The organism is Flavobacterium suaedae (assembly GCF_014642915.1).
In the GTDB taxonomy this organism is placed as follows: Bacteria; Bacteroidota; Bacteroidia; order Flavobacteriales; family Flavobacteriaceae; genus Flavobacterium; species Flavobacterium suaedae.
In genome coordinates, this window is sequence record NZ_BMJE01000007.1 from 106,488 (window position 1) to 120,406 (window position 13,919).

Below are 13,919 nucleotides of genomic sequence, written 5' to 3' on the forward strand. Positions count from 1 at the left end.
CAAACAAAACGGAGGGTATATCAACTTAAAAATAAAAAAGCGTAAAGTGTTTTAACGAAATAGATGAGGATTTGGTAATTGAGCCGGTTGAGGGTTAAGGGTTTTTAGAGTACAGTAAAGGTTTTGTGTTGCGGGTTGCATGGCAATCTTTATTTAGTTTGCAGTTCTCAGTCTCAGTTTTCAGTTTAGTGTTGCGCGTTGTGGGTTATGCGTCATTGCAAGCGGAGTACAATGGAGTGTGGCAATCTTTTTAGTTTATTTAGATTGCCACGTCGTACCTCCTCGCAATGACATCCCGCAACTAGCCACACAAAACCTGTAACTTGTAACCCGCAACCCGCAACTTTACGACTTTATAACTAACAATATTACCAAATATTAAATTTTCCATATAAAATATGGGCTAAAATTTAATTTTTCCGATATTTGTTACATGAATATGCAATGGCAAGGCTTATTAAGCTATTTAAAATTCCTGATTAAGCGCAACCCCGAGTGAGGCGGGTTAACATTTTGTCTGCAATAAAATGTTTAACTATTAAAATTCAATTATGCCTATATATCACAAACTTGGAAAATTTCCGCAAAAACGTCATACACAGTTTGAAAAACCGGACGGCGGTATATATTATGAGCAACTTTTCGGTACAGAGGGCTTTAACGGGCACTCGTCGTTACTGTATCAGGTGCACAGGCCAACACAGATAAAAGAGATTGTAAAATCGTACTCTGTAGAGCCTGAAATTGCTGAAGGAAAAAATATAAAATCATTATTGTTAAAAGGTTTTGAAGTACAGCCTACAGATGATTTTCTGGAAAGCCGTACCGACCTTTTGGTTAATAACGATTGTATTATAGGGGTAGCAGCCCCGAAAAAATCATTTCGTGAGTATTTTTACAAAAATGCTGATGCTGATGAAATGATTTTTATTCACAGAGGTACAGGAACACTACGTACCTTTATGGGTAACATTCCGTTTGAATATGGTGACTACCTTATTATACCACGTGGTATGATATATCAAATAGATTTTGATACGGAGGATAACCGCCTTTTCTACACCGAATCTATTGCGCCAATATACACACCAAAGCGTTACAAAAACGCCAGCGGTCAGTTGCTGGAACATTCGCCATTCTGCGAGCGTGATTTTAAACTTCCGCAAGAGCTGGAAACGTACGACGAAAAAGGTGATTTCCTTATAAAAGTTAAAAAAGAGGGAATGATGCACGAGATTATATATGCCACGCACCCGTTTGATGTAATAGGGTGGGACGGTTATAATTTCCCGTATGCATTTAGTATTCATAACTTTGAGCCTATAACCGGTAGGGTACACTTACCGCCACCAATACACCAAACGTTTGAAACAACTTCGTTTGTAGTGTGTTCATTTTGCCCAAGGTTATACGATTATCACCCGAAATCAATACCGGCACCATACAACCACAGTAATATAGACAGTGATGAGGTGTTGTATTATGTAGATGGCGACTTTATGAGCCGTAACAATATAGAGCAAGGACATATTACCCTGCACCCTAAAGGAATTCCGCACGGACCTGCACCGGGTGCAACCGAGCGCAGTATCGGCAAGACAGAAACAGAAGAACTTGCCGTAATGGTAGATACCTTCCGCCCGCTTAAGGTAACTAAAGCCGCTATGGGTATAGACGATGGTAAGTATTACAAGAGCTGGGTAGAGTAACCTCACCCAAACCCTCTTAAAAACGGAGGGCTTACTTATTTTCAAATAAACAATTAACAGATAATCAAATAACCATTATACAGGTTTACAAAATATAACGATTATGAGCAGAGAAGTAAAAAGCGTAGACTACGGTCTCGAAAAAATATTTGAAGGAGCACAGGATTTCCTTCCCCTTTTAGGAACTGATTATGTAGAATTTATAGTAGGTAATGCCAAACAGGCAGCCCACTTCTACAAAACCGCTTTCGGATTCCAGTCGCTTGCCTATGCAGGGCTGGAAACAGGCGTTAAGGACAGGGCCAGTTACGTACTGGTTCAGGATAAAATCCGTTTAGTGCTTACCACCCCGCTTACGGCAGAATCGGAACTTAACAACCACATCGTTCAGCATGGCGACGGCGTTAAAGTAGTAGCCCTTTGGGTTGAAGATGCCCGCAGCGCATTTGAAGAAACCACTAAGCGCGGTGCAAAACCATATATGGAGCCAACTGTTGAAAAAGACGAGCATGGTGAAGTAGTGCGCGCAGGTATCTATACCTATGGTGAAACAGTACACATGTTCGTAGAGCGTAAAAACTACAACGGCGTGTTTATGCCTGGGTTTAAAGAGTGGAAAAGCGACTACAACCCGGAGCCTGTTGGTTTAAAATATGTAGACCACATGGTAGGTAACGTGGGTTGGAACGAAATGAATACTTGGGTTAAGTGGTATGAAGATGTAATGGGCTTTGTAAACTTCCTTTCGTTTGATGACAAGCAAATCCATACGGAGTACTCTGCTTTAATGAGTAAAGTAATGAGTAACGGTAACGGACGTATTAAATTCCCGATTAACGAACCTGCCGAAGGTGCTAAGCGTTCACAAATTGAGGAGTATTTAGATTTTTATAATGGTCCGGGTGTGCAGCACATTGCTGTAGCTACTGATGATATTATTAAAACCGTATCGGCTATGAAAGCAAGAGGTGTTGAGTTCCTAAGCAGCCCGCCTCATACTTATTATGAAGATGTGCCAAACCGCCTTGGTGAACACATGGAAATAATGAAAGAAGATATATCTGTACTGGAAAGTTTAGGTATTATGGTAGATGCCGATGAAGAAGGGTATTTACTACAAATATTCACCAAGCCGGTAGAGGACAGACCAACACTTTTCTACGAAATAATTCAGAGAATGGGTGCTCGTGGCTTTGGTGCAGGTAACTTTAAAGCCTTGTTTGAGAGTATAGAACGTGAACAAGAGTTGCGAGGAACGCTATAAATTTGCTCTATTTTTACGAATAATAAAATTTTAAGCTTTTCAAAAGACTATTTTTTGAGGATAATGTGTTAAAGTTGATTTTTCATAAAAAAATCTTCAATAATGTAAATACATTTGCACTCGCAAAAAAGAGGTGGTCTCATCACTTACAATTTGTGATAAATTTTTCATAATTTATAGTTTTTTGGTTGGTTAATAGCATAAAAACCCCGTCATTAGTTTGACAGGGTTTTTTTGTTTTCATACATTTGGAACAGAAATTGCTTTTATTAGGGTAAAACACCAAAAAATAATAAATTTTACTATGAAAAAGATATTAGCAATGCTTGTACTCTTTGTAGCAGGCAGCACGTTTTCGCAGGAAAGCGCATTTGATACAGGGGAGTACTTTAAATTTCGTATTCATTACGGAATTGTAAACGCGGGGTATGCCACACTTGAGGTAAAAGAAGCCGTGCGCGAAGGGAAAAAGGTACACCATGTAGTAGGAAAAGGCTACACCACCGGAATGACAAAATTCTTTTTTAAAGTAGAAGACCTTTATGAAAGTTATTTTGATAAAAAAACAGGAAAACCCTATCAATTTGTAAGAAAAATTGATGAAGGCGGTTATGAGAAAAACCAGGAAGGTTTTTTCAACCAGTCAAACAATACCGTTTTAGTTAAAGACTATAAGCATAACAAAAAGAAACTGTTTAAAGTGCCTGATAATGTACAAGATATAGTTTCTACATTTTACTACCTGAGAAATCACCCGGAGGTAGATAATATGCAGGTAGGAGAATCTATTACGGTAGATATGTTTTTTGATGATGAAACCACACAGTTTAAACTGAAACTTATAGGAACAGAAACGATAGATACAGAATTTGGTGATATTAAAGCTAAAGTATTTCGCCCGTATGTACAGGCAGGACGAGTATTTAAAGAAGAAGAAAGTTTAACTGTATGGATATCGGATGATAAAAATAAGATACCTTTGCGAATAAAAGCAAGCTTAGCCGTAGGGTCGCTTAAAGCAGACCTTAAAGAATACAGAGGGCTAAGCCACCCTTTAGTAGCTAAATAATAATTACATAATGGAGTTAACAAGCTCATTACAAGATAAACTGGAAGCGCTTGATGAGAAATTCAACGCTATAAATCAAAAAACAGAAACCCATCTTGAAGGGTTATTATGGTCTAAACCCATAACCTATTGGGATTATATTCAAACCGACGCATTACTCAACCTGCAAACACAGCGTACTACCTTGCCGGACGAAATGGTATTTATTATGTACCACCAGGTAAACGAGCTGTTGTTTAAAATGATACTTTGGGAAGCGGAACAGCTTTGTGCTAACGAAGCGCCTTCGGTAGATTACTTCAGAGAAAAATTAATGCGAATCAGCCGTTACTTTGATATGCTTACACAGTCGTTCACCATTATGGGCGACGGTATGGAAGTAGAGCAGTATATGAAGTTCCGTAATACACTTACTCCGGCAAGTGGTTTCCAAAGTGCACAATACAGGCTAATAGAGTTTATAAGTACCGATTTAATCAACCTTATTGATTACCGTTTCCGTGCTACTATAGACCGTAATACGCCATACGAACACGCTTTTGAGCACCTTTACTGGCAGGCAGCAGGTAAAGACCATAAAACAGGCGAAAAAAGTTACTTAATTAAAGAGTTTGAAAGAAAATATAAAGCAGAGTTTCTCCGTTATATGGAAAAATATAACACCATTAACATATGGAGAAAATTCAAGCAATTACCGGAGGAAGCACAGCAAGACGCTATGCTGGTAAAAGCGATGCGCCATTATGATTATACGGTGAATGTTACCTGGGTAATGGGACACTATAATACTGCTAAAAAGTATATAGAAAGCCAGTCAGGACCACAAGAGGCAACAGGGGGAAGCGATTGGAAAAAATATATGCACCCTAAATACCAACGCAGAATATTTTTCCCTGAATTATGGACAGAGGAAGAATTACGTACATGGGGTGAAAATGTATAACAGGCTATAATTAACTTAAATTGAGATATTTTACTTTACTTTTAGTTGCAACACTGGCAACACTTGCGTCATGCGGGAACGATAAAAATAACGATGAAAAAGAAACTGCTAAGCCTATAGCGCAAAAGCAAAAAGTAGTAAAAGAGTTTGGTTTTGTGCTGGACGATTATGTTGTAGTGCGCGATACTATAAAAGGTGGAGACACCTTTGGCGGACTGCTGCAAAAAGAAGGTTATAATGCCGGCGATGTTTACAATATAACTCAAGCAATAAAAGACAGTTTTAACCTGAGAAACATTCGTATAGGTAAACCGTATACATTACTTAAAAATAAAGATAATCCTGATAGTTTAGAGGTGTTTGTATATCAGCCGGACAGGCTGAGTTATTATGTTATAGATCTTCGTGACTCTATAGCCAAAGCATACAAACAAAAACTGCCTATAACTATAAGGAGAAGAACCATTGCAGCTAATATAGAAGGCTCATTGGCACAAACAGTACAGGAAGCAGGAGCAAGCCCTGCCCTTACACACACACTTTCGGAAATTTATGCATGGTCAGTAGACTTTTTTAAAATACAAAAGGATGATAGCTTTGCTGTAACTATAAACGAACGTTACATAAGCGACAGTATTTATGCAGGAATAGAAAGTATAGAAGCTGCCGTTTTTGAAACCAGAGGCGTAAAAAAATATGCCTTTCCTTTTAAACAGGACGAAAAGGCTACACGACCAAGTTTTTATGATGAAGAGGGTAATGCGCTAAAAAGTATGTTCCTTAAAGCGCCATTAAAATTCAGCAGGATAACATCACGCTATTCTCCAAGACGTTTTCACCCGGTGCAAAAACGCTGGAAAGCCCATAAAGGTACAGACTATGCTGCTCCAAAAGGTACACCTATTATGACGACGGCTTCCGGTACAGTAATAGCAGCAGGTTACACAGCAGGTAACGGTAATTATGTAAAAGTGCGTCATAACGGTACTTATACTACCCAATATTTACACATGAGTAAGATAAAAGTGCGCAAAGGGCAGTATGTAAGTCAGGGCGATGTTATAGGGCTTGTAGGTAGTACAGGGTTGGCTACCGGCCCGCACGTATGTTACCGTTTTTGGGTAAATGGTAAGCAGGTAGACCCGCTTAGGCAAAAAATGCCAACCTCTAAGCCTATGGAGGAAAAGTATAAGCCTAAGTATATGGAGTACATGAAACCGCTTAAAAAAGAACTAGACAGCATCTCTAAAATCAAAATTAATAAGTAACTGATTATGGCACTCGAAAACATCAATCCTTCAGGCACTGTAGCCTGGCAAAAGTTAAGAGAACATTTTGCAGAAATGCAAATGGCATCTATGCCCGATATGTTTGCTGCTGATAATGGCAGAGCAGAAAAATTCCACATTACGTGGAATAATTTTTTAGTAGACTATTCTAAAAACCTTATTACCGACGAAACGCTGGCTTTACTGCAAGACCTTGCAAAAGAGGTTAACCTTAGCGGAGCTATAGAAAGTTATTTTGGTGGTGAGGCTATAAACCGTACCGAAGACAGAGCAGTATTGCACACCGCTTTACGCGCACCGAAAGACGCCGATATTAAAGTGGATGGTAAAAATGTAATGCCGGAGGTATATTCGGTTAAAGAAAAAATAAAACAATTTACGGATGAGGTTATCAGCGGTAAGCGCACAGGTTACACCGGTAAAGCATTTACCCATGTAGTAAACATAGGTATTGGCGGTAGCGACTTAGGTCCTGCTATGGTAACTGAGGCACTGGAATATTATAAAAATCAGCTTGAGGTAAGATTTGTATCAAATGTTGATGGCGACCATATTGCTGAAAAACTTAAAGGGCTAGATCCTGAAACTACCCTGTTTGTAATAGTATCTAAAACTTTTACAACACAGGAAACACTAAGCAATGCTACTACAGCAAGAGACTGGTTTTTACAATTAGGCTCTCAGGATGATGTAGCCAAGCACTTTGTTGCGGTAAGTACCAACATACAAAAGGTAACAGAGTTTGGTATTGCCGAAAGTAATATATTCCCAATGTGGGACTGGGTTGGCGGTCGCTTCTCATTATGGAGCGCCGTTGGGCTGTCTATAGCATTGGCAATAGGGTATGATAATTTTGATAAGCTATTAAAAGGTGCTCACGATATGGATGAGCATTTCCGCACGGCACCGCATAGTGAGAATATACCTGTAGTACTGGCATTATTAAGCGTTTGGTATAACAATTTTTACGGGGCAGAGAGTGAGGCACTAATACCTTATACACAATACCTGCAAAAGTTAGCCCCATATCTGCAACAGGGTATTATGGAGAGTAACGGTAAAAGCGTAGGGCGCGACGGTAACCCTGTAAACTACCAAACCGGTACTATTATATGGGGAGAGCCGGGTACCAACTCGCAACATGCATTTTTCCAGTTAATACACCAGGGTACTAAATTAATTCCTACCGATTTTATTGGTTTTGCTAAGTCGTTACACGGCAACCAGGACCATCATGATAAATTGATGTCTAACTTTTTTGCACAAACTGAAGCGTTGCTAAACGGTAAAAGCAAAGCACAGGTTAAAAAAGAGTTTGCAGAGAAAGGTGTTGAAGGCGAGCAGGCAGCATTTTTAGTTCCGTTTAAGGAGTTTAAAGGTAACAAGCCTACAAACACCCTTTTAATTGATAAACTAACACCGGAGGCGCTTGGTTCGCTTGTAGCGCTATATGAGCATAAAATATTTGTTCAGGGTGTTATTTGGAATATATTTAGTTATGACCAGTGGGGTGTAGAGCTTGGTAAGCAACTGGCTAACTCTATTTTAGGCGAAATACAAAGCGGAGAGGTTAAGGAACACGACCCTTCTACCAGCTTTTTATTAAAAACTTTTTTAGAAAAAAGATAGTTTAACTGCTGCATAAGTAAAGTAGTAGTATAGCATAATAAAACGTTTAAAACCCTTATCAGCATTAAGCTGGTGAGGGTTTTTTCTTATAAATAATTTTGTTTTTGTTTTTAAAATTGTAGGTTATTTCTTTAAAAATTTATTTTTCGAAATTGGGTGCAATTTCAATTTTAGAAAAAGGTTAAATAAAAGTGTTTCTACGGTTTACAAAAAGTGCTTTTTCGGTCTTAATTTTAAGTAAAAACGGCTAAAAGGTCAACTTTTCGTAACCTGTAGTGTTCTTAATATTCACTTAACTTTTTTCAGTGTTTGTTGGGGGAATTTTGCATCACTCTAATAAAAACACACAAAGCACAATGAGAAAAACTACACAACTTTTGTTATTTGTTTCTATGCTGTTTGTAAGCGCGTTTACAATGGCACAGGAAAGAATTACAGGTAAGGTTACCGATGGGCAGGCGCCCCTAACTGCTGCAAGTATTACAGTAAAAGGTACTGCAGACAGTGTTACGGCTAATACTGATGGTATGTTTACAGTTACTACTGATAAAACATCTGGTGAATTAGTTGTATCGTTTATAGGGTTTGACAGTAAAGTAATTCCTTTTACTATTACTCCCGGGCAAACACTTGATGTAGGTACTATTGCACTTACAGAAAACGCTGAAGAGCTTGAAGCTATTGTAATTGTAGGTAGAGGTGTAATTGACCTTGAGCAGGACAGAAGAACGCCTGTTGCAGTATCTAACATCAGCCAGAGAGAAATAAAATTAAAGTCAGGACAAAACGACTTTACTGAGGTAATGAAAAATACGCCTTCAATATACGTTGCAAGCCAAGCAGGAGGTTTTGGAGATACGCAAATGTATGTTCGTGGTTTCGACCAGACAAACACAGCTTTCTTACTTAACGGTCAGCCAATAAACGGTATGGAAGACGGTAACATGTACTGGTCTAACTGGAGCGGTATGACAGATGTTGCAAACTCTGTACAGGTACAAAGAGGTCTTGGTTCATCAAAACTGGCTATATCATCAGTAGGTGGTACAGTAAACATTGTTACTAAAGCTACAGAGATGCGTAGAGGTGGTTTTGCACAGTCTATGATTGGTAATGATGATTACCAAAAAACTACTGTAGGGTACAGCACCGGTTTAATGGAAAACGGCTTTGGTGTTAGTACCATGCTTACTAAGTGGAGTGGTGACGGTTACAACCGTGGTACTTTTGGTGAAGGTTATAACTACTTTATATCACTAGGTTATAAAGCAAACGAGAAACATCTTTTTAACTTCTTACTATTTGGAGCACCACAGTGGCATGACCAAAACTTTACTAAGTCAATATCAGACTACTTAAAGTATGGCAGAAAGTATAACAACAACTACGGTTTCTTAGATGGTGATTACCTTACTGAAAGAAGAAACTATTACCACAAGCCGGTACTTAACTTAAACTGGGATTTTGATATAAATGAAGCTATGGAGCTTTCTACAGTACTTTACGCATCATTTGGTCGCGGTGGTGGTACAGGTAACTGGGGTAATGGTAGAGTTCGTACAGATGACGATCATATAGATTTTAATGCTATAAGAGATAATAACATGATGTTGCCTGGAAGAATAGGTACAGTTAGTAGAAATGACGGAGAAAAAGCTTATGCTATTCGTAACTCAGTAAACAACCACGCATGGTATGGAGTTATATCTAATTTTAATCATGAAATAAACGATGAGTTTAGTTATAACGTAGGTCTTGATGTAAGAAACTACAAAGGAACGCACTACAGAGAGATATCTAACCTTTTAGGTTTAAGTGGTTTTGAAGTTACGGATAACGTACAATACCCTAACGGTTACGTAGTAACGGAAACGTATAGCCCAAACCCTTGGAGCGCATTTACTAATGATCCTGCTGCTAACCAAAAAGTAAACTACGATTACGAAGAAAGAATTACTTATGGTGGTGTGTTCGGTCAGGCAGAATATGCTACAGATGATTTCTCTGTTTTCGTTCAGGGAGCTGTTTCTACCCAATCACACATCCGTTGGGATTACTTCCAATACACTGCTGCAGAAGAAGAGTCTGAAACAGTAAATAACGAAGGGTTTAACATTAAAGGTGGTGCAAGCTATAACATTGCAGAAGGACACACTGTTTTTGCAAATGCAGGGTACTACTCAAGACAGCCATATCACGATAATATTTACCTAAACTATGGTAACGATGTTAACCCACTTACTGAAAACGAAAAAATTACAGGTTTAGAGGCGGGTTATAGATTTAGAAGTGCATATTTTAATGCAGACCTTAATGCATACAGAACAAGCTGGAAAGACCGTGTCACTACAAACACTAACGTAGCTGACGATGGTACAGAGCTTTTCTATAACAATACAGGGGTAAGCCAGTTACACCAAGGTATAGAACTTGAATTTATGGCTAAGCCACTATCGGTACTTGATGTAAAAGGTTTCCTTTCGTTAGGTAACTGGGAATACGATGATAACGTATACAAAAGAGTATTTGACGAAAACCAAAACCTTGTTGCAGATGGCGAATACCAACTTAACGGTAACGACGTAATAGGTGAGGTAGTTGAAGAAGTTGACGGTGGTAAAGTAGGTGGTGGTGCCCAAACTACTTTTGGTCTTGGTGCTGTATACAGAGTTGCCAAAGGACTATCTATAGATGCTGACTGGAGAAACTACGATAACTTATACTCTACGGCTGTAGTTAAAGATAATGTAGAGCTGCCTTCTTACGACTTAGTTGATGCAGGTGTTACGTATACAATGAATTTTGTAAAATCATCATTAACATTCCGTGTAAACATTTACAACGTGTTTGATGAGGTTTACCTTTCTCAGTTATCTACTGCTGATGCTGTAGAAGAAGGAAGCGTTACTTACAAAGGTGTAAACGTAAGCAACAGAGGTTACTTTGGTAACGGTAGAACTTGGAACTTTAGCATGAGATACAACTTTTAATTAATTGAAACATATATAATAGGTTTCATCTCATACTTATTTTATTTTGTGTTGAAAGCCCCGATTTATTCGGGGCTTTTGTTTTTATATTCAATAACAGTTTGTTTATAGCCTATGTTATTACAAATTGTTTATTTTTGTAGGAAACACAAAGCTGAAAACTTATGTACGAATCTATCTTAGCCCTGCACTCATACTGGGCATTTGCAACACTGGGAATATTACTAATAGCAATACTTAATTCACTTTCGGGTATTAGCGGTAAAAAACCATTTATAAAAAGAGACAGACAAATTGCACTAATAGCATTGGCATTTGCACACACACAGGTTGTATTAGGTTTTATTTTATACTTTACATCGCCATTACTTTCTACAGCTAAACAAGAAGGTATGAGTGAAGTAATGGGGAATTCGTATATGAGACAAATGCTTGTAGAGCACCCTTTAACCAATATAATAGCGATTATTTTAATTACAATAGGTTGGTCTAAACATAAAAAAGCAACAGAAGCAGGAGCTAAGTTTAAAAAAATATTTTTCTTATACTTAATAGGTTTAATACTGTTACTGTCAAGAATACCATACGACCAGTGGTTAAACTAACAGAAAAAATTATACAGCCCTTACAAAAAGGGCTTTTTTATTTTAACAGCTATATAAAAAATTCGCTCTATGTATAAGCGTATATTACTGTTTATAGTAACATCATTACTACTTGTTGCTTGTTCCTCTTCAAACAAAGCATCAGGTTCCTATAAAGTGTATAATAAAAGGGCAGTAGCCAGTTATTATGCCAATAAATTTAACGGCAGGAAAACAGCCAGTGGCGAAAGGTTCAGTAACCGCAAGTACACCGCAGCGCACAAAAAGCTTCCTTTTGGCACAAAGGTAAGAGTGACTAATAAAGTTAACGGAAAATCAGTAATAGTAACTATAAATGACAGAGGACCATTTGTAAGAGGCAGGCATATAGACCTTTCTAAAAAAGCCTTTATGGATATTACTGATAACAAAAACAAAGGACTTCTAAATGTAGTAATTGAAGTAATGAAATAATACTGATTTTAAACAGTCTGCACAATAATTACTACTATAATAAATTACTTTACACACACTTCACGAAAACATTTTAGTTAGTAAACAGATATATTTCAGCTGTTTATAGCTAAACTTCGGCTTTATTCTTATTAACAAAACCTTAACATAAATTTTAGTTCGGTTTTTACCGAACTAACCGAACTAATATATATCTTTGCATCAAATTTTACGGAATTATGGATGATGTGCAGAAAGAAAAAGGGGAATTGATAGAAATGTTTGGGGTTCATTTTGAATCGCAATACAACCTTCCTCCACTGGCAGCAAGGATACTGGGAATGCTAATAATTGACAGTTGTAAGCAAGGGTTAACCTTTGAGGATTTATTAGAACGTACAGGGGCAAGTAAAAGCTCGGTATCTACAAACCTTAACCTTTTGCTTAAACTGGGCAAAATAAAATATTACACAGTTCCGTGTGACAGAAAAAAATATTACAGACCGGCACCACTAAGCGAAAGACTGGCCAATTACCTGAAAATAATAGATTTTGAAAAAGAAATTATAGAACGAATGCTTTGCTATCGCGAAAAAACAGCATCGTGTGGCGCAGAACTTTGCAATTTAGAAAACACCAAAGCCTATAAAGAACACGTGCTGGAAGTAGAAGAGCTATTAAAACGTACTATAGAAAAGTTTAAAGTAATAGAGAACAATAACCAAGTATAAATAAATCACAAAAATTTAAGAATAGTTAAATAATGAAAAGGATATCCGTACTAGGCGCAATGCTCGCCTTATTATTAGTTTCTGCCTGTGGTAAAAAAGAGCAACAAGCTCCGCAGGCGCAAGGGCCAATGCCGTTCCCTGTAGAAACTGTAAAAAGGCAGGATGCCACCATCTACCAAGAATATACAGCAAACCTGGAAGGTCAGCAAAACGTAGAAATACGACCAAAAGTAACAGGTTTTATAGAAAAAATATATGTAGATGAAGGGCAAAATGTAAAAAAAGGGCAACTTTTATTTAGGCTGGAAACCCAAACCATTTCTCAGGATGCAGCAGCTGCAAAAGCAGCAGTGAACGCCGCACAGGTTGAGGTAGACAGGCTAAAACCCCTTGTAGAACGTAACATAATAAGTAACGTACAACTGGAAACAGCAAAAGCTAAACTTGCACAGGCAAAAGCAAGCTATAGCAGTATAGCTGCAAATGTAGGTTATGGTACTATAAAATCGCCTGTAAATGGTGTTGTAGGTTCACTGCCATATCGCGAAGGTAGTTTAGTAAGTACCACAAGCCAACAGCCGTTAACTACGGTTTCAGACAGTAAAATAATGCGTGCTTACTTTACTATGAACGAGAAGCAGTTACTTGATTTTACAAGAAACTTTGAAGGGCAAACACTTCACGAAAAGCTAAAAAACACTCCGGAGGTTACGTTGCTTTTAGTTGACGGTAGTGAGTATGAAATAAAAGGAAAACTAACTGCCGTAAGCGGACTTGTAGACCCAAAAACAGGTACTACAGAGTTTAGAGCAGAGTTTCCTAACCCTGATGGTGTTTTAAGAAGCGGAAGCAGTGGTGTAGTGCGCTTGCCAATACAAAAGCAGGAAGCCATACTGGTACCGCAAAACGCAGTTATGGATATGCAGGGTAAAAAACTTATTTACGTAGTAGATAAAGAAAACAAAGTTGCTACCCGCGTAATAGAAACCAGCAACAATACCCAAAAAGAATATATTGTAAAAAGCGGTTTAGAGCCGGGTGAAGTTATAGTAACAGCCGGAGCAACCAAGCTAAAAGATGGTCAGCAGATAGCACCGCAAGAAGGTGGAGATGATGCACCACAACAAGTCCAGCAGGAAGCAAAAGGCGAAGCAGCACCAAAAGCAACAGATGAAGCTAAAGGAGCTGAAACAGGCGAAGCACAACCGGAAAACAATACACAGCAAGAAAAATAATGCAAGAAAAATAATAAACAGAA

At 38.1% G+C, this 13,919-nt stretch carries 11 protein-coding genes; all 11 read left to right on the plus strand.

The annotated features are described in order from the left end of the window. The first annotated feature begins 551 nt into the window (after nt 1-551). Entirely contained in the window at nt 552-1,709 is a 1,158-nt protein-coding gene (locus IEW45_RS12960; RefSeq protein WP_188621689.1) for a homogentisate 1,2-dioxygenase, read from the plus strand. Between the two features lie 103 nt (nt 1,710-1,812). Beyond that, nucleotides 1,813-2,973, plus strand: coding sequence for a 4-hydroxyphenylpyruvate dioxygenase (gene hppD, locus IEW45_RS12965; RefSeq protein WP_188621690.1), 1,161 nt, complete (start codon nt 1,813-1,815; stop codon nt 2,971-2,973). A 304-nt stretch (nt 2,974-3,277) separates the two neighbouring features. Next, entirely contained in the window at nt 3,278-4,042 is a 765-nt protein-coding gene (locus IEW45_RS12970) for a DUF3108 domain-containing protein (protein ID WP_188621691.1), read from the plus strand. Nucleotides 4,043-4,052: 10 nt separating this feature from the next. After that, nucleotides 4,053-4,985: a tryptophan 2,3-dioxygenase family protein gene (locus IEW45_RS12975; RefSeq protein WP_188621692.1), complete on the plus strand. Its 933-nt coding sequence runs from the start codon at nt 4,053-4,055 to the stop codon at nt 4,983-4,985. A gap of 20 nt (nt 4,986-5,005) precedes the next feature. Continuing rightward, complete coding sequence (locus IEW45_RS12980; RefSeq protein ID WP_188621693.1) at nt 5,006-6,253, plus strand: M23 family metallopeptidase; 1,248 nt, start codon at nt 5,006-5,008, stop codon at nt 6,251-6,253. Nucleotides 6,254-6,259: 6 nt separating this feature from the next. Then, on the plus strand, nt 6,260-7,903 hold the full coding sequence (pgi, locus tag IEW45_RS12985) for a glucose-6-phosphate isomerase (protein WP_188621694.1): 1,644 nt from the start codon (nt 6,260-6,262) through the stop codon (nt 7,901-7,903). A 356-nt stretch (nt 7,904-8,259) separates the two neighbouring features. Next, on the plus strand, nt 8,260-10,893 hold the full coding sequence (locus IEW45_RS12990) for a TonB-dependent receptor (protein WP_188621695.1): 2,634 nt from the start codon (nt 8,260-8,262) through the stop codon (nt 10,891-10,893). 164 nt (nt 10,894-11,057) lie between these two features. Further along, complete coding sequence (locus IEW45_RS12995; protein ID WP_188621696.1) at nt 11,058-11,498, plus strand: hypothetical protein; 441 nt, start codon at nt 11,058-11,060, stop codon at nt 11,496-11,498. Nucleotides 11,499-11,567: 69 nt separating this feature from the next. After that, nucleotides 11,568-11,951, plus strand: coding sequence for a septal ring lytic transglycosylase RlpA family protein (locus IEW45_RS13000; protein ID WP_188621697.1), 384 nt, complete (start codon nt 11,568-11,570; stop codon nt 11,949-11,951). A 218-nt stretch (nt 11,952-12,169) separates the two neighbouring features. Continuing rightward, entirely contained in the window at nt 12,170-12,661 is a 492-nt protein-coding gene (locus IEW45_RS13005) for a GbsR/MarR family transcriptional regulator (protein ID WP_188621698.1), read from the plus strand. A gap of 32 nt (nt 12,662-12,693) precedes the next feature. After that, nucleotides 12,694-13,896 carry an efflux RND transporter periplasmic adaptor subunit gene (locus tag IEW45_RS13010; RefSeq protein WP_188621699.1) on the plus strand — a complete coding sequence of 401 codons (1,203 nt, stop codon included), beginning with the start codon at nt 12,694-12,696 and terminating at the stop codon, nt 13,894-13,896. Nucleotides 13,897-13,919: the final 23 nt, after the last annotated feature.